This window comes from Streptomyces sp. NPDC094034 (genome assembly GCF_040303865.1).
In the GTDB taxonomy this organism is placed as follows: domain Bacteria; phylum Actinomycetota; class Actinomycetes; order Streptomycetales; family Streptomycetaceae; genus Streptomyces.
Map to the genome: position 1 here is coordinate 225,142 of NZ_JBEOUD010000005.1, position 16,982 is coordinate 242,123.

At 68.8% G+C, this 16,982-nt stretch carries 17 protein-coding genes; 14 read left to right on the forward strand and 3 right to left on the reverse strand.

The annotated features are described in order from the left end of the window. Nucleotides 1–85 precede the first annotated feature (85 nt). From ABTZ59_RS07735 to ccsB, 4 genes are read left to right on the forward strand one after another with little or no spacing between them, the layout of a single operon-like run. Nucleotides 86–706, forward strand: a complete 621-nt coding sequence (locus tag ABTZ59_RS07735) for a TlpA family protein disulfide reductase (RefSeq protein WP_351392263.1) — start codon at nt 86–88, stop codon at nt 704–706. A 31-nt stretch (nt 707–737) separates the two neighbouring features. Next, nucleotides 738–1,475 (forward strand): cytochrome c biogenesis CcdA family protein, encoded by a 738-nt coding sequence (locus ABTZ59_RS07740; protein ID WP_351392356.1) that lies wholly within the window; start codon nt 738–740, stop codon nt 1,473–1,475. Nucleotides 1,476–1,479: 4 nt separating this feature from the next. After that, on the forward strand, nt 1,480–3,309 hold the full coding sequence (gene resB, locus ABTZ59_RS07745; protein WP_351392266.1) for a cytochrome c biogenesis protein ResB: 1,830 nt from the start codon (nt 1,480–1,482) through the stop codon (nt 3,307–3,309). Beyond that, complete coding sequence (gene ccsB / locus ABTZ59_RS07750) at nt 3,306–4,397, forward strand: c-type cytochrome biogenesis protein CcsB (RefSeq protein WP_351392268.1); 1,092 nt, start codon at nt 3,306–3,308, stop codon at nt 4,395–4,397. Before resB ends, ccsB begins: the two co-directional genes overlap by 4 nt. Before the next feature lie 170 nt (nt 4,398–4,567). Here the strand turns inward: ccsB and ABTZ59_RS07755 are convergent, their stop codons facing one another. Beyond that, nucleotides 4,568–4,900 carry a PLD nuclease N-terminal domain-containing protein gene (locus tag ABTZ59_RS07755; protein ID WP_351392271.1) on the reverse strand — a complete coding sequence of 111 codons (333 nt, stop codon included), beginning with the start codon at nt 4,898–4,900 and terminating at the stop codon, nt 4,568–4,570. A gap of 166 nt (nt 4,901–5,066) precedes the next feature. On the opposite strand from ABTZ59_RS07755, the gene ABTZ59_RS07760 reads away from it, so the two are divergent. Beyond that, nucleotides 5,067–6,518 (forward strand): menaquinone biosynthesis decarboxylase, encoded by a 1,452-nt coding sequence (locus tag ABTZ59_RS07760; RefSeq protein ID WP_351392275.1) that lies wholly within the window; start codon nt 5,067–5,069, stop codon nt 6,516–6,518. Further along, nucleotides 6,515–7,417 carry a menaquinone biosynthesis prenyltransferase MqnP gene (gene mqnP, locus ABTZ59_RS07765; RefSeq protein WP_351392278.1) on the forward strand — a complete coding sequence of 301 codons (903 nt, stop codon included), beginning with the start codon at nt 6,515–6,517 and terminating at the stop codon, nt 7,415–7,417. Before ABTZ59_RS07760 ends, mqnP begins: the two co-directional genes overlap by 4 nt. A gap of 69 nt (nt 7,418–7,486) precedes the next feature. Here the strand turns inward: mqnP and ABTZ59_RS07770 are convergent, their stop codons facing one another. Further along, nucleotides 7,487–8,053, reverse strand: coding sequence for a rhomboid family intramembrane serine protease (locus ABTZ59_RS07770; protein WP_351392281.1), 567 nt, complete (start codon nt 8,051–8,053; stop codon nt 7,487–7,489). A gap of 179 nt (nt 8,054–8,232) precedes the next feature. Here ABTZ59_RS07770 and ABTZ59_RS07775 point away from each other — a divergent pair, with 179 nt between their 5' ends. Further along, nucleotides 8,233–8,943: a UbiX family flavin prenyltransferase gene (locus ABTZ59_RS07775; RefSeq protein ID WP_351392284.1), complete on the forward strand. Its 711-nt coding sequence runs from the start codon at nt 8,233–8,235 to the stop codon at nt 8,941–8,943. 51 nt (nt 8,944–8,994) lie between these two features. Here ABTZ59_RS07775 and ABTZ59_RS07780 read toward each other — a convergent pair whose 3' ends face one another. Next, the gene (locus ABTZ59_RS07780; RefSeq protein ID WP_351392362.1) at nt 8,995–9,138 is read right to left on the reverse strand and encodes a hypothetical protein; all 144 of its coding nucleotides are present in this window, start codon (nt 9,136–9,138) and stop codon (nt 8,995–8,997) included. Between the two features lie 133 nt (nt 9,139–9,271). Between ABTZ59_RS07780 and ABTZ59_RS07785 the strand changes: the two genes are divergently transcribed. From ABTZ59_RS07785 to ABTZ59_RS07815, 7 genes are all read left to right on the forward strand, one after another. After that, nucleotides 9,272–9,727, forward strand: coding sequence for an Lrp/AsnC family transcriptional regulator (locus ABTZ59_RS07785; protein ID WP_249948422.1), 456 nt, complete (start codon nt 9,272–9,274; stop codon nt 9,725–9,727). Nucleotides 9,728–9,948: 221 nt separating this feature from the next. After that, nucleotides 9,949–10,929 (forward strand): quinone oxidoreductase family protein, encoded by a 981-nt coding sequence (locus ABTZ59_RS07790; RefSeq protein WP_351392288.1) that lies wholly within the window; start codon nt 9,949–9,951, stop codon nt 10,927–10,929. A gap of 52 nt (nt 10,930–10,981) precedes the next feature. Further along, nucleotides 10,982–12,160 (forward strand): aminofutalosine synthase MqnE, encoded by a 1,179-nt coding sequence (gene mqnE, locus ABTZ59_RS07795; protein ID WP_351392291.1) that lies wholly within the window; start codon nt 10,982–10,984, stop codon nt 12,158–12,160. A gap of 31 nt (nt 12,161–12,191) precedes the next feature. After that, nucleotides 12,192–12,722 carry a GNAT family N-acetyltransferase gene (locus tag ABTZ59_RS07800; protein WP_351392294.1) on the forward strand — a complete coding sequence of 177 codons (531 nt, stop codon included), beginning with the start codon at nt 12,192–12,194 and terminating at the stop codon, nt 12,720–12,722. A gap of 140 nt (nt 12,723–12,862) precedes the next feature. Further along, the gene (locus ABTZ59_RS07805; protein ID WP_503002327.1) at nt 12,863–13,117 is read left to right on the forward strand and encodes a DUF4229 domain-containing protein; all 255 of its coding nucleotides are present in this window, start codon (nt 12,863–12,865) and stop codon (nt 13,115–13,117) included. Between the two features lie 516 nt (nt 13,118–13,633). Beyond that, complete coding sequence (locus ABTZ59_RS07810; protein WP_351392300.1) at nt 13,634–14,989, forward strand: dicarboxylate/amino acid:cation symporter; 1,356 nt, start codon at nt 13,634–13,636, stop codon at nt 14,987–14,989. Nucleotides 14,990–15,259: 270 nt separating this feature from the next. Continuing rightward, a complete protein-coding gene (locus ABTZ59_RS07815; RefSeq protein WP_351392359.1) occupies nt 15,260–15,895 on the forward strand; it encodes a TetR/AcrR family transcriptional regulator in 636 nt (211 codons plus the stop codon). Nucleotides 15,896–16,982 lie beyond the last annotated feature (1,087 nt).

Below are 16,982 nucleotides of genomic sequence, written 5' to 3' on the forward strand. Positions count from 1 at the left end.
CCCGCCCGCCCCTCTTTACAACGGGCTTTACGGGCAGCCAGGGGGGTGCGCAAGATCCCTGAAACGCCCATGCGAAACTTTTCACATGAACTCAGGCCGCGCTCCCCGACGCCGCTCCGAGCGACGATTCCGCGCCCTCCCACCGGTTGTCGTGGGCGTGGCGGCCCTGACGCTCTCCGCCTGCGGGGGCGGCGGCAAGTCCGGCGGCGGCGGTGACACCAACTTCGTCACCAACACCGGCGGCATCTCCACCGTCGCGGCGGCCGACCGCAAGCCCGCCAACCAGCTCTCCGGGGAGACCCTGGAGGGCAAGCGGCTCGATGTGGCCGATCTCAAGGGCAAGATCGTCGTGATGAACGTCTGGGGCTCGTGGTGCCCGCCCTGCCGCGCCGAGGCCCCGCACTTCGCGAAGGTCGCCAAGGAGACCGAGTCGAAGGGCGTGGCGTTCGTCGGGATCAACACCCGGGACGCCAACAAGGGCCCGGCGCTCGCGTTCGAGAAGGACTACGACGTCCCGTACCCGAGTCTGTACGACCCGGCGGGCAAGCTCATCGTCAACGGCTTCCCCAAGGGAAGTCTCAACCCGCAGTCCATCCCCTCCACGATCGTGCTCGACCGGGACGGGAAGATCGCGGCCCGCGCGCTGATGGCGCTCGACGAGGAGAAGCTGCGCAAGATGATCGACCCGCTGATCGCGGAGAAGTGATCCTGTGCAGGTTCTCGCCGCCACCCCCGGCATGAATGAGACGGTCTACAGCGGAGCGCTGCTGCTCGCGCTGCCGATCGCCCTGCTCGGCGGGCTCATCTCCTTCTTCTCGCCGTGCGTGCTGCCGCTCGTACCGGGTTATCTCTCGTACGTCACCGGCGTCAGCGGCACCGATCTGGCGGACGCCCGGCGTGGCCGGATGGTCGTCGGCGCCACGCTCTTCGTCGTCGGCTTCACCGCCGTCTTCGTCTCGGGCGGGGCGCTCTTCGGCTACTTCGGCGGGACTCTCCAGGACCACCGCGAAGTCCTCTCCAAGGTCCTCGGCGTCCTGATGATCCTCATGGGTGTGTTCTTCATGGGGATGATGCCCTGGCTCACCCAGCGCGAATTCCGCTTCCACAAGCGTCCGGTGACCGGTCTCGCGGGCGCTCCCGTGCTGGGCGCGCTCTTCGGGATCGGCTGGACGCCCTGTCTCGGGCCGACCATCTCCTCGGTGAACGCCCTGGCGTTCGACCAGGCGAGCGCCGGCCGAGGGGCCATACTGACCGTCGCGTACTGCCTCGGTCTCGGAGTGCCGTTCGTGCTCGCGGCGGTGGCGTTCCGCAAGGCGCTCGGGGCGTTCGGCTGGATCAAGCGCCACTACGTATGGGTGATGCGCATCGGCGGCGCGATGATGATCCTGACCGGGCTGGCGCTGCTGACCGGCGCGTGGGACAGCATCGTGCAGGACATGCAGACCTGGTCCGACGGTTTCACGGTGGGGATCTAGTTCCATGAGCAAGGCGTCCATGAACGACACGGGAACCGGCACCGGGACGGGGAACGACTCCGCGACCGGGAACGACACCGCCGGGCGAGCAGCGGCGGACGCGGCGGAAGCGGCGGAAGCGGCGGACGCCGCCTCCGAAGCCCGGGAAGCCCGGGAAGCCGATGAAGCCCGCGAAGCCCAGGAAGCCGGTGAGGCCCGCGCCCTCTCCACCGCTCCCCGCGAAGAGCGCGAGGACACCGTCATCGGCGGCCCCACTCTCGGGATCGTCGGCTGGCTCCGCTGGTTCTGGCGCCAGCTCACCTCCATGCGGGTCGCGCTGATCCTCCTCTTCCTGCTCTCGCTCGGCTCCATCCCGGGCTCACTGATCCCGCAGACCGGCGTCGACGAGATGAAGGTGCAGGACTTCAAGGAGCGGCACGAGACGCTCGCGCCGGTCTACGAGCACCTCCAACTCTTCCAGGTCTACAGCTCGGTGTGGTTCTCCGCGATCTACATCCTGCTGTTCATCTCCCTCATCGGCTGTATCGTCCCGCGCACCTGGCAGTTCGTCGGCCAGCTGCGCAGCCGCCCGCCGGGCGCGCCCAAGCGCCTCGACCGCATGCCCGCGTACGCGACTTGGCGCACCACCGCGGAGCCCGAGGCCGCCCGCGAGGCCGCGCTCGCGATCCTCAAGAAGCGCCGCTTCCGGGCGCACACCGTCGGTGACGCGGTTGCCGCCGAGAAGGGCTATCTCCGCGAGGCCGGCAATCTCGCCTTCCATATCGCGCTGATCGTGATGCTGGTGGCCTTCGCGAGCGGGCAGCTCTTCAAGTACGAGGGCGGCAAGCTGATCGTCGAGGGCGACGGCTTCTCCAACACCCTCACGCAGTACGACGACTTCAAGTCCGGCTCCCTCTTCGACACGGACGAGCTGACGCCGTTCAGCTTCACCCTGGACGCGTTCACGGGTACGTACGAGCGCAGCGGGCCGCAACTGGGCACCCCCCGGACCTTCAAGGCCGACATCCGGTACTCCACGGACGCGACCGGTCCGGAGAAGAAGTCGGTCATCGAGGTCAACAAGCCCCTCAAGCTCGACGGCTCGAAGGTCTACCTCATCGCCCACGGATACGCCCCCGTCGTCTCCGTCAAGGACGGCCGCGGCAAAGAGGTCTTCCGGGGCGCGGTCCCGCTGCTGCCGATCGACAACAACATCTCGTCCACGGGCGCCATCAAGGTCATGGACGGCTACCGCGACAAGAACGGCAAGAAGGACCAGCTGGGCTTCGCCGCGTTCTTCGTGCCGACGTACGGCGGGAAAGGCTCCGGACAGATGTTCTCCCGGTTCCCCGCGCTCGACTTCCCGGTGCTCAACATCGGCGCGTACCACGGCAGTCTCGGGGTCGACTCAGGGCTGCCGCAGAACGTGTACCAGCTGAACACCGACAAGATGACGGCCTTCAAGGACGCCAAGGGCGATGTCCTGAAGAAGACTCTGCTGCCGGGCGACTCCCTCACGCTGCCCGACGGCGCCGGCTCCATCACCTTCGAGAAGGAGGTCAAGGAGTGGGCGAGCTTCCAGATCACGCACGAGCCCGGTAACACCTGGGCCCTCGCCGGTGCGATCGCCGCCATCGCGGGACTGGCCGGCTCGCTCTTCATCCAGCGGCGCCGGGTCTGGGTCCGGGCCGTACGGGGCGCCGACGGCGTCACCGTCGTCGAGATGGCGGGACTCGGCCGCAGCGAGTCCACCAGGCTCCCCGAGGAACTGGCCGAGCTGGCCGGCACCCTCTATTCAGAGGCGCCCAGCGCGCCTGATCTCGCAGAAAAGACTGTTGAAGGGGCTGAGAAGTGAATCTCGCCGCCACAGCGACCAATGAGAGCCTGGCGCAGACCAGCAATGTGCTGATCTATTCGGCCATGGCCGTCTACCTGCTGGCCTTCTTCGCGTATCTGGCCGAGTGGCTGTTCGGCAGCCGCAGCAAGGTCGCCAGGACCGCCGCCGCGCTGACCGGCGACGACCGGACGTCCACGGCGCCGCCGGTGACGGTACGGTCCGCGCGGGAGGGCGGTGCCACGGCCGTCCTGGAGCGGCCGGAGGTCATCACCCGCTCCGCGAGCGGCAGCCGCGATCTGCCCGACGGGCCCGGTGCGGCCGGCGGTGACGTACAGGGCGATCTGTACGGCCGGATCGCCATCTCCCTCACGGTCCTCGCCTGGGGCATCGAGGCGGCCGGGGTGGTCGCCCGCGCGCTGTCCGTGCAGCGGGCCCCGTGGGGCAACATGTACGAGTTCAACATCACCTTCACCACGGTCGCCGTAGGCGTCTATCTCGCGCTCCTCGCGCTGAAGAAGAACGTCCGCTGGATCGGGCTACCGCTCGTCATCACGGTCCTGCTCGATCTCGGGCTCGCCATCACCGTCCTGTACACCGACAGCGACCAGTTGGTTCCCGCGCTGCATTCGTACTGGCTCTGGATCCATGTCTCCACGGCGATCTTCTGCGGCGCGGTCTTCTACGTCGGCGGACTGACCACCGTGCTCTATCTCTTCCGTGAGCGCTACGAGTCGAAGCTCGCCGCCGGTCTCAAACCGGGCTCCTTCGCGACCTCAGTGCTTGAGCGGCTGCCGGCGGCGGCGTCGCTCGACAAGTTCGCGTACCGCGTCAACGCGGCGGTCTTCCCGCTCTGGACGTTCACGATCGTCGCGGGCGCGATCTGGGCCGGCGACGCCTGGGGCCGCTACTGGGGCTGGGACCCCAAGGAGGTCTGGTCGTTCATCACCTGGGTCGCGTACGCCTGTTACCTGCACGCCCGCGCCACCGCCGGCTGGAAGGGCCGCAAGGCCGCCTATCTGGCGCTGATCGCCCTCGGCTGCTGGCTCTTCAACTACTACGGCGTCAACATCTTCGTCACCGGCAAGCACTCGTACGCGGGCGTTTGAGCCGGGGCGTATCACGCCGGTACGCGCGTGCATCGGATACATCAAGAGGCGCCCTCCGCGGTATTGACTTTGCGGGGGGCGCCCTTGTATGTGCGTACGTGCGTCTGAAGGCGACTGTCGGTCAGGGCTCAGGGATCCGGGCTCAGGGATCCGGGCTTCGACGGGGGCGGTCAGGACTTCGGCGGGGTGTCGTCCGCGCCGCCACCCTTCTCCGTGCCCTTCTCGGTGCCCTTCTCCTTGCCCATCTCCCGGTCCTCTTTGAGGGAGTTGAGGAACTCCGGGTTGTCGTCGGGCGCGACCCAGCCGCCGCGACGCACCGCCCTCGTCCGCTCGCGGCCCACGATCAGCCACGAAATGGAGCCGACCAGCGGGAAAAGCAGCACCAGAATCGCCCAGATGGGCTTGGGGAGGTACCGGATCTCCTTCTCATCGGTCGTGATGCAGTCGATGAAGGCATAGATGCTGAGAGCCAACGGCACCAGAATCATCAGCACCCGAAGCATGGAGGTCCCCTTTTGAGTGGAGAGCGAGACCGGATCGCGGCCCCTGACCACACCAGGGTAGCGAGTAACCGAACAGAGCCGGTCCGGGATGGTCAACAGCTCGCCTCGCGAAGCCGACGGTAAGCCCCCGGCGGTGCGCGCCGTGGAGGATGACACACTGGACCGCATGGCTTACGACGATCTCCGCTCGCTGCTCCGGGCGCTGGAGCGCGAGGGCGACCTCAAGCGCATCAAGGCCGAAGTCGACCCGTACCTGGAGGTCGGGGAGATCGTCGACCGGGTGAACAAGGCGGGCGGGCCCGCGCTGCTCTTCGAGAACGTCCGCGGCTCGGCGATGCCCCTCGCCATGAACGTGTACGGCACGGACCGCCGGCTGCTCAAGGCGCTCGGGCTGAAGTCGTACGGCGACATCAGCGACAAGATCGCCGGACTCCTCAAGCCGGAGCTGCCACAGGGTTTCGTCGGGGTGCGCGAGGCGTTCGGGAAGCTCAGCTCCGTGGCGCATGTACCGCCGAAGAAGATCAAGGACGCGCCCGTCCAGGAGGTGGTCCTCACCGGCGACGACGTCGATCTGGACCAGTTGCCCGCGCTGTTCACCTGGCCCGAGGACGGCGGCTCCTTCTTCAACCTCGGTCTCACCCACACCAAGGACCCCGAGACCGGCATCCGCAACCTCGGGCTCTACCGGCTCCAGCGGCATGACCGGCGCACCATCGGCATGCACTGGCAGATCCACAAGGACAGCCGCAACCACTACCAGGTGGCCGCCAGACGCGGTGAACGGCTGCCCGTCGCGATCGCGTTCGGCTGTCCGCCCGCCGTGACGTACGCCTCGACCGCCCCGCTGCCCGGTGACATCGACGAGTACCTCTTCGCGGGCTTCGTCCAGGGCCGGCGTATCGAGATGGTCGACTGCAAGACCGTGCCGCTCCAGGTGCCCGCCAACGCCGAGGTCGTCATCGAGGGTTGGCTCGAACCGGGCAAGATGCTGCCCGAGGGGCCGTTCGGCGACCACACCGGCTTCTACACCCCCCAGGAGCCGTTCCCGGCGCTGACCATCGACTGTGTGACGATGCGGAAACGACCGCTGCTCCAGTCGATCGTGGTCGGCCGGCCGCCGACGGAGGACGGGCCGCTGGGACGCGCGACGGAACGGTTCTTCCTGCCGCTGCTGAAGATCATCGTGCCGGACATCGTGGACTACCACCTGCCCGAGTCGGGCGGCTTCCACAACTGCGCGATCGTCTCGATCGACAAGAAGTACCCCAAGCACGCGCAGAAGGTGATGCACGCGATCTGGGGCGCGCACATGATGTCGCTGACCAAACTGATCGTGGTCGTCGACGCGGACTGCGATGTGCACGATCTGCACGAGGTGTCCTGGCGGGCGCTGGGCAACACCGACTACGCGCGTGACCTCACCGTCGTCGAGGGCCCGGTCGACCATCTCGACCACTCCTCCTACCAGCAGTTCTGGGGCGGCAAGGCGGGGATCGACGCGACGAGGAAGCTTCCCGAGGAGGGATACACCCGGGACGGCGGCTGGCCGGAGATGGTCGAGTCCGACCCGGAGACGGCGGCGAAGGTCGACCGGCGGTGGCGGGAGTACGGGCTGTGACCAGTGCGGCGGCGGCCGTACCGCAACCGGGCAGGACCAGGGCGTTTCTGCGGCTGGTGATGATCGAGCACTCGGTCTTCGCGCTGCCGTTCGCCTATATCGCCGCGCTCACCGCGATGTTCCGGCTGGACGGGAACGTCCACTGGGTCCGGCTGCTGCTGGTCACCCTCGCGATGGTCGGGCTCCGTACGTTCGCGATGGCCTGCAACCGGATCATCGACCGCGAGATCGACGCCCGCAATCCGCGCACGGCGGGACGCGAACTCGTCACGGGCGCGGTGTCGGTGCGCTCCGCGTGGACGGGCGCGCTCATCGCCGTCGTCATCTTCCTCGGCGCCGCGGCGGCGCTCAACCCGCTCTGTCTCGCCCTCGCACCCATCGCCGTGATCCCGATGGTGGTCTATCCGTACGGGAAGAGGTTCACCAACTTCCCGCACGCCATCCTCGGTATCGCGCAGGCCATAGGTCCGGTCGGCGCCTGGCTGGCGGTGACCGGCAGTTGGTCGTGGGAGGCGGTGATCCTCGGTCTCGCGGTCGGTATCTGGATCGGCGGCTTCGACCTGATCTTCGCCTGCCAGGACGTCCAGGCGGACCGCGCGCACGGCGTGCTGTCCGTACCGGCCCGTTTCGGTATCCCGGCGGCGCTGTACGGGGCGCGCGCATGCCATGTCGTGACCGTCGCGCTGCTGGTCTGGTACGCGCTGGCCACGGACGCCGGGGCGTTCTTCTGGACCGGGCTGGCCGTCGTCGCCGGTGCGTTCCTGTACGAGCACTCGATCGTGAAGCCGGGCGATCTGTCCCGGCTGAATCGCGCGTTCTTCAGCGTGAACGGCTTCATCGGGATAATTCTCTTCGTGGCCGCGCTGCTGGACCTCCTGGTGCGAGGCCTGACGCTGTAGGCCCTGGCCGGCTGTGCGTTGGCCGCTGTCTCCAGGCTGTCCGGCGTCAGCCCCGGGCCGTTGTTCGCGTCAGCCCCGGGCCGTTATTCGCTCGTTCAGCGGGGGCGGCCTGCGGAACATGAACGCGGCCATCACGCCGCCGATCAGTCCGAAGAGATGACCCTGCCAGCTGACGGCCGAGTTGGTCGGCAGAACGCCCCACAGGGCCGAGCCGTAGAACGCGAGGACCAGCAGACCGGTCACGATGTCCACCGCGTTCCGGTCGACGAAGCCGCGCACCAGCAGATAGCCGAGCAGCCCGAAGACCACCCCGGAGGCGCCCGCCGTGACCGTGTGGTCGGCGGCGGTGAGCCAGACGCCCAGGCCGCCGACGACCATGATCGTGAACACGACGGCGGCGAACCGCCGCAGACCGGTCAGCGCGGCGAGGAAGCCGAGCACCAGCAGCGGCAGGGAGTTGGACACCAGATGGTCGTAGCCGTGGTGCAGGAAGGCCATCGGGATGACATCGCGCAGCTCGCCGACGTCGCGCGGGCTCAGTCCGTAGGTACTGAGCGATCCCGTCGCGCCGTTCACCGCTTCGAGCACCCAGAGCAGCGCGACCCAGGCGATCATGACGGCCGCGGCCGGTTTCATCCGTGACGTCCGGCTTCGTGTGGTCGTGCCGGCGGTCCCATACGACATCGCGGCCCCCCTCTGGTCACTGCTGGTCTGTCGGGATGTCTCCCTGTCCGTGTTCCCGTGCTTCTGCCCTGGTGAACGTCCGGGGTACGGTCATCGGTTCCTGCCCCGGGCCGCCGGATAGGCTCGGATCCGTGAAGCCCGGATCGTACGAAGACGAGCACAGCCCGCGACAGCCCCGGCGGCCCTGGGTCGTCGGCGTCTCGGGGGCGTCGGGGACGCCGTACGCCGCGGCCGTGCTGCGAGGGTTGCTGGACGCGGGGGAGAGCGTCGATCTCGTGGTCAGCCGGGCAGCGCGGCTGACCCTGCTCGACGAGACGGGTGTCGCCTTCAGGGACGCGCGCTGGCGGGACGATCTGCGCACCTGGCTGGCGCGCGGCGCGGACGGCAAGCCGGACGCCTTCGAGGTGAAGCTGGGCCGGGACGCGGGCGCGGACGACGTACGGCACTGGTCGGCCGGGGATCTGGCGGCCGGCCCTTCCTCGGGCTCGTACCCGGTGAAGGGGATGCTGATCGTGCCCGCGTCCACGGCGAGCGTGGCCGGGGTGGCGCTCGGTCTCTCGAAGGATCTGCTACAGCGCGCGGCGAGCGTGACCCTGAAGGAGCGGCGGACGCTGGTGGTCGCCGTGCGGGAGACGCCGCTCAACGGGCAGACGCTGAAACATCTGGTGACGCTGGACGAGGCGGGCGCCGTGGTGCTGCCCGCCTCTCCGGCGTTCTACGCGGGGGCGACACATATCCAGGATCTGGTGGACTTCGTCGCCGGGCGGGTCCTGGACGCGGCAGGGGTGCCGCACCGGCTGTACCGCCGTTGGGAGGGAGAGCTTGGCGGGCTCTCGCGGTGATGAGGACGGCCAGGGTCCTCATCGACGGACAGGGGCCTTGGGGGTGGCCGCTCAGCGCTTCTTGGCGCGGCGCCGCGAGCGACCGGCCTTCTCAGCGCCTGCGCGGCCCGTGGTGACGGCCTGATGGACACGCGAGCGGCTGGCCTGCTCCTGAAGCGAGCGCATCTGGGCGTAGGCCATCTCGATCGTGTACACGGTGGGTCTCACTCCTGAAAGTTCGAAGGATCATCGTTGATCGTCTAAAAGATTCGCAGGGCTTCAGCCCTGCATGCCTTAGATTCTACACGTAACCTTGCGAGATTGCTGATTAATGGAAGGCTTCAGGCATATGGACGCCGTGGATAGGCAGCTCATCCAGGCCCTCAGGGAGAACGGCAGAGCCTCGTACGCCGAGCTCGGCAGGCTCGTCGGGCTCTCCGGGCCCAGCGTCACCGACCGCATCAACCGTCTCGAAGCGGCGGGCGTCATCACCGGCTACCGCGCCACGGTCGACTCGGCCTCGCTCGGCCTCGGCGTCACCGCGCTGATCGGGATCTCGCTCTCCGACGCCGCCGACCACGAGGACGTGGCCCGCCGGATGCGCGATCTCGGGGAGATCGAGGACTGCTGGTTCATCGCGGGCGACGACTCGTACATGCTGAAGGTCCGCGCGAGCGATGTGGACGGCCTGGAGAAGACGATCCGCCGGCTGAGCGGTACGAAGGGCGTCTCCCGGACCCGTACCACCATCGTGCTCTCCACCAAGTGGGAGAACCGGGTGGGAGAACTGCCCGAGGAGGCCTGACACGGCCGGGCCGACAGGGCCGACTCCGCTTCCGCCCGATGCCGTCCCGGGCCCGGGACGGCATCGGACCCAGGCGCCTGAGCCCGGGTCGAGTGGCCGCCCGGCGGCAGCTGACAAAAGCTGCTGACAAGAGCTGCTCACAAAAGCTGCTCACAAAGGCTGCTCACAAAGGCTGCTCACAGAGGCTGCCGACAAGGGTTGCTGAGGAAGGGGAAGCGACCGTGCGCATCGTCCGTCACCACGAGTACGGCCCGTCCCGGGTACTGCGGACGGAGACGGCCGAGCCGCCCGCCCACGGCCCCGAGGGCGTGCTCGTCCGCGCGGCGGCCATCGGCGTCGATCACGCCGATGTACAGCGCCGCCTCGGCACGTTCCCGCTCGGCGCCCCGCCGCTGCCGCACTGCCCCTCCACGGATGTCGCCGGCACGGTCGTCGAGGTCGGCGACCGCGTGACCGGGATCGAGCCGGGACAGCGGGTCGTCGTATGGCGGGCCCAGGACGCCTATGCGGAGTTCGTGGCCGCCCCCGCCGCGCGCGTGCTCCCGCTGCCCGACGGCCTCGGCTTCGCGGAGGCCACGCTGCTGGGCTCCACCGGCCGGGTCGCGGTGCATCTCCTCCAGACCGCGCGGCTGACCGCCCGCGAGACGGTACTTGTGCGGGCGGGCGCGGGCGCGGTCGGCCATATCGCCGTACAGGCGGCCCGTGCCCTGGGCGCGGCACGGGTCATCGCCACCGTCGGCTCACCGCGCAAACTGGACTTCGTACGCTCGCTCGGCGCCGACGCGGCCGTCGACCACACCCGGCCCGACTGGCCCGCGCGGGTCCGTGAGGCCGCCGGAGCGGCGGGAGTTGACGTGATCCTCGACGGCGTCAGCGGCCCCGGGCTCCTCGACGATGTGCGGCTCCTCGCGCCGTACGGACGGCTCGTCGTCTACGGCGCGTCCGGCGGCGACAGCGAGCAGCCGGCCGTCCCGCTCATGGATCTGATGGGCATGCGGCAGGTGACCGGCTTCAGCATGGCCACCATGGCGCGCGGCGCTCCCGCGCTCGTGGAAGAGGGCGTCCGGCTGCTCGTCCGGCTCGTCACCGACGGCTCCGTACGGCCCGTGATCCATGCGCGCGTGCCGCTCGACGAGGCCGCCCGCGCGCATGACCTGCTCGAACAGCGCGTCAGCATGGGCCGCGTCGTTCTCGTTCCGTGAGGGGCGTAGTCTCGACTGGCACGATTTGGCAGACATAGTGGGAGGCGGCCTGATGACTGCATCTGTTCAGGATGTGGGTCTCAAGCGCGAGCTGGAGGCGAAGATCCGGGCCGGCGAGCGGCTGACCCGTGAGGACGGCATCGCGCTGTACGAGTCGGACGATCTGGCCTGGCTCGGCGGTCTCGCGCACGAGGTGCGCACGCGCAAGAACGGTGACGTCGTCCACTTCAACGTCAACCGTCATCTCAACATGACGAACGTCTGCACCGCCTCCTGCGCCTACTGCTCGTTCCAGCGCAAGCCGGGCGAGAAGGACGCGTACACGATGCGCATCGAGGAGGCCGTCCGCCTCGCCAAGGCGATGGAGGGCGAGAACCTCACCGAGCTGCACATCGTCAACGGCCTCCACCCGACGCTGCCGTGGCGCTACTACCCGCGCTCGCTCAGCGCGCTGAAGGAAGCCCTCCCGCAGGTCTCCCTCAAGGCGTTCACCGCCACCGAGATCCACCACTTCGAGACGATCTCCGGCCTGTCGGCCTCCGAGATCCTCGACGAGCTGATCGAGGCCGGTCTGGAGTCGCTGACCGGCGGCGGCGCCGAGATCTTCGACTGGGAGGTCCGTCAGCACATCGTCGACCACAACACCCACTGGGAGGACTGGTCGCGGATCCACCGGCTCGCGCACGAGAAGGGGCTCAAGACCCCGTCGACGATGCTGTACGGGCACATCGAGGAGCCCCGGCACCGCGTCGACCACGTACTGCGGCTGCGTGAGCTCCAGGACGAGACCGGCGGTTTCCAGGTCTTCATCCCGCTGCGCTACCAGCACGACTTCGTGGACATGAAGGACGGCAAGATCCGCAACCGCCTCCAGGCCCGTACGACCATGGCCACGGGCGCGGAGGCGCTGAAGACCTTCGCGGTCTCCCGGCTGCTCTTCGACAACGTTCCGCACGTCAAGGTCTTCTGGGTGATGCACGGCGTCCAGACCGCCCAACTCGCCCTCCAGCACGGCGCGGACGACATGGACGGCTCGGTCGTCGAGTACAAGATCACGCACGACGCCGACAACTACGGCACGCCCAACAAGCTCGGCCGTGAGGATCTGCTCGACCTCATCCGCGACGCGGGCTTCCGGCCCGTCGAGCGGAACACCCGGTACGAGATCATCCGGGAGTACCCGGGCCCCGACGCCGGCCGCCGCGAGTCCCCGCAGCCCATGCGGGTCTGAGACCGCGTACGGGTCTGAGAGGGCATACACGATGGCGCTCATATTCGAGCTGGATCCGGCGGTGGACCCCGCCCTGCGCGACGGACTCCTCGCTCTCTGGGCGGACGTCTCCAACGCGGGCGGTGCCGTCGGATTCGTACCGCCGGTGACGGTGGACGACATACGGCCCGAACTGGTCAAGCACCTCACCGCCATGGCCGAGGGCCGGGTCAGGCTGCTGGTCGGGTACGACGAGGACGGCGCCGTCGCCGCGACGGCGTTCCTCACGCTCAACACCCACCGGCTGATGCGGCACTGGCTCTGGCTCTACACCGTGATGGTCCACCCCCGGCACCAGGGCAAGGGGTACGGCCGCGATCTGATGGCCGCCGCCGCGGACGCCGCCCGGGGGATCGACTCCATCGAGGCGATCCGGCTCACCTGCCGCGGGGGTACGGGCGTCGACAGGTTCTACGCCTCCTGCGGCTACAAGGAGGTCGGGCGGGTGCCGGACGCGATCAGGGTCGCCCCTGGTGACGACCGTGACGACATCACCATGCTGCTCCCGCTGAACCGGTACTGAACGCGCCGTGCTTGACTGGTAGGACTCGGACATACCGCGACGCCGGACCTGCGGCGACGTCAGTACGCCAGGAAGAGAAGGAAGAGAGAGGGCCCGCTGTGACCGTTTCGAAGACGAGCGCCACGATCCGGTACACCGCGATGCGTCTGGGCATCTTCGCCGGCTGCTTCGTGGTCGTCGCCGGCCTGGTCCAGTTCGGTGTGCTGCCCAAGGGGCTCGGCGACTCCAACTTCATCTGGGTGCTGCTGCTCGCGATCGTGATCTCGGCGCCGCTCAGCTTCGTGCTGCTGCGCAGGCAGCGTGACGAGATGTCCGCGCAGATCGTCGGCAAGGTCGACAGCGCGAAGACGCGGCTGGAGGCGAACCGCGCCCAGGAGGACGGTGTCACCCAGTAGCCGCCGAGGCCGCGGCAAGCCGCCCCACGTGAGCGCCACAGCGGCAAGCCGCCCCACGTGAGCGCCACAGCGGCAAGCCGCCCCACGTGAGCGCCACATAAGCGCCACGTAAGCTTTCTCACATTCGCGACACCCCAGCTCCGGAGCCGTCCCTCCAGGGCTGGGGTGCCGTGTTTCCTGGTCTTTTCGGCCACTTTCCGCCACTGTTTCCGGCCTCTTTCCGGCGCTTCGGGCCCCAAAGAAGTCCTTTGAGCTTCCCAAAGTTCAAGTGTTAATGTGCTCGATATGAAGACAGCAGTGCGTCACCGCCGCCACCGGGGCATCCCGCTCGTGGCGCGCCTGCATGTCGATCTGTGCCGCTGTATGTCCGCGGTCTGTTGCCGCGTGGTCTGACCCGGCATCATGCAGCGGCGCCCCTTCTGAGTCTCCCGAGTCCTCACCCTCCCGAGCCCTTCGAAGCACGAGCGCCGCACCCCTGTCCGTATGGCCCCGATACGTCCTGTCTGGAGTGTGTTCGTGTCCGCGAACTCCGCGTCTACCGTCCCCGAGAAGCCGGCTGATCCAAGACCCGGCCCCCGTCTTCCCAAGATCCCGTTCTGGGCGCAGATCGTCGCCGGTCTCGTCCTCGGTGTCCTGCTCGGCTGGCTCGCCCGCAGCCAGGACATCAGCTGGCTCTACACCACCCTCGACAAGATCGGCAGCATCTTCGTCCAGCTGCTCAAGCTGGCCGTGGCGCCGCTGGTCTTCTTCGCGATATTGGTGTCGATCACCAACCTGCGCAAGGTCAACAACGCGGCCAGGCTGGCCTCCCGCACCCTGCTCTGGTTCATGATCACGTCGCTGATCGCGGTCGCCATCGGCCTCGCGATCGGCCTGATCACCAACCCGGGCTCGGGCACCGGCCTCACCCCGAAGGACGGCAAGGCGCCCGAGGGCTCCGGGTCCTGGATCGACTTCCTGACCGGCATCGTGCCGACCGACGTCATCACGCCGTTCACCGAACTGAACGTCCTCCAGATCGTCTTCATGGCCGCCGTCGCCGGCATCGCGGCCCTCAAGCTCGGCCCGAAGGCCCAGCCGATCCTCACCCTCAGCGAAGCCGTCCTCGAACTGCTCCAGAAGGCCCTGTGGTGGGTCATCCGGCTCGCCCCGATCGGTACGGTCGGCCTCATCGGCTTCGCCATCGCCGACTACGGCTGGGACCTCATCGGCAAGTACGCGACCTTCACCGCCGACGTCTACATCGGCTGCGCGCTGGTGCTCTTCGGTGTCTACCCGCTGCTGCTGGCCACCGTCGCCAAGGTCAACCCGCTCCAGTTCTTCAAGGGCGCCTGGCCCGCGATCCAGCTCGCCTTCGTCTCCCGCTCCTCCGTGGGCACGATGCCGGTCACCCAGAAGGTCACCGAGCGGCTCGGCGTCCCGAAGGAGTACACCTCCTTCGCCGTACCGTTCGGCGCGACGACCAAGATGGACGGCTGCGCCGCGATCTACCCGGCGCTCGCCGCGATCTTCATCGCGCAGATCTTCGACGTCCAACTCGGCGTCCAGGACTATCTGCTGATCGCCTTCGTCTCGGTCGTCGGTTCGGCGGCCACCGCGGGCCTCACCGGCGCGACGGTCATGCTGACGCTGACCCTCTCCACGCTGGGGCTCCCGCTGGAGGGCGTGGGCCTGCTCATGGCGATCGACCCGATCCTGGACATGATGCGCACGGCCACGAACGTGGCGGGCCAGGCGCTGGTCCCGGTCATCGTCGCGGCACGTGAGAAGATCCTCGACCACGACGCGTACAACTCGGCCTCGGCGTCGCCGGTGGACGACTACGACAGCGCCGACGACAAGCGCGAGGCGAGCGTCCCGGTCCCCGCGTAACGCACATACGCGCAACGCACCTCGGATCGCCCCCGTCCTCCGCCGAGGCCGGGGGCGACGTGCTGTGCGAGCGGTCTGCCTGTGCGAACGGTCTGCCTGTGCGAACGGTCTGCGGGCGGTCGACCGCCTGATCCTCGGGTCCGGTCTCCGCGCTTCCCACGGACCGTAGGCTTACCGGGGTTTGGGGAACGGCGGGACTGTCGGCGGGACTGTCGGCGGGGCGGGAGGAAGTCCGACGTGGGTGCGGTGAGCGCCGGCAAGGGCAAGCGGATGCCGCGCGCAGAGCGCGAACGGCAGATGCTGGACGCCGCCGTGCGCACCTTCGGGCAGCGTGGTTACAGCGCGGCCTCGATGGACGAGATCGCCGAGTTGGTGGGCGTCTCGAAGCCGCTGGTGTATCTCTATCTCAACTCCAAGGAAGAGCTGTTCATCGCGTGTATCCGGCGCGAGTCGGAGGCGCTGGTCGCGGCGGTGACGGCGGGCGTCGAGCCGGGGGCGCCGGCCGACCGGCAGCTGTGGACCGGGCTGGTGGCGTTTTTCGCGCACACCGCGGAGAACCCGGACGGCTGGGCGGTACTGCACCGGCTGGCGCGTACGTCCGGCGAGCCGTTCGCCGCCGAGGTCACAAAGATGCGGGACGCGCTGGTCGCCTATGTGACGGGACTGATCGGCGCGACGGCCCGCGAGGCACACGGCGCGCCTGATCTGAGCGACGGGGATGTGGCCGGGCTGGCGCAGGCGCTGGTGGGCGCCGCCGAGTCGCTCGCGGCGTGGGCGAACGAGACTCCGGGCGTCTCGGCGAAGGAGGCCGCGGCGACGCTGATGAACTTCGCCTGGACGGGCCTCGGGAACCTCATGGCGGGGGAGCGCTGGACGGCGAAGGCGACGGCGTTCTTGCTGACGTGAGGACCGAGGGGTAGTCGGGGTGGGCCGGGGGGTGTGGTGTCCGCGGAGGGGTCCCCGGGGAAGCTCCCACGTTCCGACGGCCGGATCCCGGCCACGGGCCGGTGGACCCTGCGGGGCGCGCGGCAGTGGAGTGGGGCGGCCCGGCCCCGGCATAGCGACTGACGGTCGGGGAGGGGCTGGGACTCATGCCCCGTGTCTGAGCGGGGACTTCAACTACGGGCCAGGACCAAGAGGTATCCGGAGTGGGCCGGGGGGTGTGGTGTCGGGTGAGGGCCGCCCCTGGGTTTGAGTGTCGCGGTTGCGGGTTGGGCGTCAAGGGCGCTCCTTCGTCGCGTCGGCAAGCCGATGACCTTCGGTCACCCTTGACTCCCAACCCTCCACCGCAAGTGCTGCTTTGAGGGGGGCGGCCCGGGGGGAGGGGTCCCCGGGGAAGCTCCCATGTGCTGGGGGCCGGTTGCCGACCGCAGGTCGGTGGGCCCTGCGGGGCTGCGCAGGAGTGGAGTGGGGCGGCCCGGCACCGGCTCAGCGAGCTGATGCGGGTGGGTAGTTGGGATTCATGCCCCGCTGGTGACGGCCCGTTGACGGGTGCACCTGTTGCCTGAGGGGGACGGACTCGCCACCCGCCCCCTATGTCCCAGTTTGGCGGGCCATTCCAGGGGCCCCGGGCAGGTCATGTGTCCTGGGTTCGGTTAAGCCGTCCCCACGGCACATCGCCACCCCTGACCGGCCCACTGGCCGCCCCATGAGTCACACCCACCCCACTACCCACACGCCCAGACAGCGGGGCACCAGCCCCGGCCACTTCCCCGCCCCGGACCGTGGGTAATGGGGCGGGTGTGACTGGTGAGGCGCCGATTGGGCCTGTCGGAGGGGGTGATGCGTCATGGGGCCCGGTTAACCGAACTCAGGACGCATGACCCGCCGGAGCACTCCCCAAAGCCCCCTCCAAAACAGGACATTGGGGGCAGGTGGCAGGCTCGTCCGCCCCAGTCGACAGGTGCACCCGTCAACGGACTGTCACCAGCGGGGCATGAGTCCCCACCACCCACTCGCATCAGCTCGCTGAGCCGGTGCCGGGCCGCCCCAC

Coding starts and splice junctions, on each gene's coding strand:
- ABTZ59_RS07735 (WP_351392263.1), top strand. CDS start 86: ATGAACTCAGGCCGCGCTCCCCGACGCCGCTCCGAGCGACGATTCCGC.
- ABTZ59_RS07740 (WP_351392356.1), top strand. CDS start 738: ATGAATGAGACGGTCTACAGCGGAGCGCTGCTGCTCGCGCTGCCGATC.
- resB (WP_351392266.1), top strand. CDS start 1,480: ATGAGCAAGGCGTCCATGAACGACACGGGAACCGGCACCGGGACGGGG.
- ABTZ59_RS07755 (WP_351392271.1), bottom strand. CDS start 4,900: ATGCTTCGGGTGCTGATGATTCTGGTGCCGTTGGCTCTCAGCATCTAT.
- ABTZ59_RS07760 (WP_351392275.1), top strand. CDS start 5,067: ATGGCTTACGACGATCTCCGCTCGCTGCTCCGGGCGCTGGAGCGCGAG.
- ABTZ59_RS07770 (WP_351392281.1), bottom strand. CDS start 8,053: ATGAAACCGGCCGCGGCCGTCATGATCGCCTGGGTCGCGCTGCTCTGG.
- ABTZ59_RS07785 (WP_249948422.1), top strand. CDS start 9,272: ATGGACGCCGTGGATAGGCAGCTCATCCAGGCCCTCAGGGAGAACGGC.
- mqnE (WP_351392291.1), top strand. CDS start 10,982: ATGACTGCATCTGTTCAGGATGTGGGTCTCAAGCGCGAGCTGGAGGCG.
- ABTZ59_RS07800 (WP_351392294.1), top strand. CDS start 12,192: ATGGCGCTCATATTCGAGCTGGATCCGGCGGTGGACCCCGCCCTGCGC.
- ABTZ59_RS07805 (WP_503002327.1), top strand. CDS start 12,863: ATGCGTCTGGGCATCTTCGCCGGCTGCTTCGTGGTCGTCGCCGGCCTG.
- ABTZ59_RS07815 (WP_351392359.1), top strand. CDS start 15,260: ATGCCGCGCGCAGAGCGCGAACGGCAGATGCTGGACGCCGCCGTGCGC.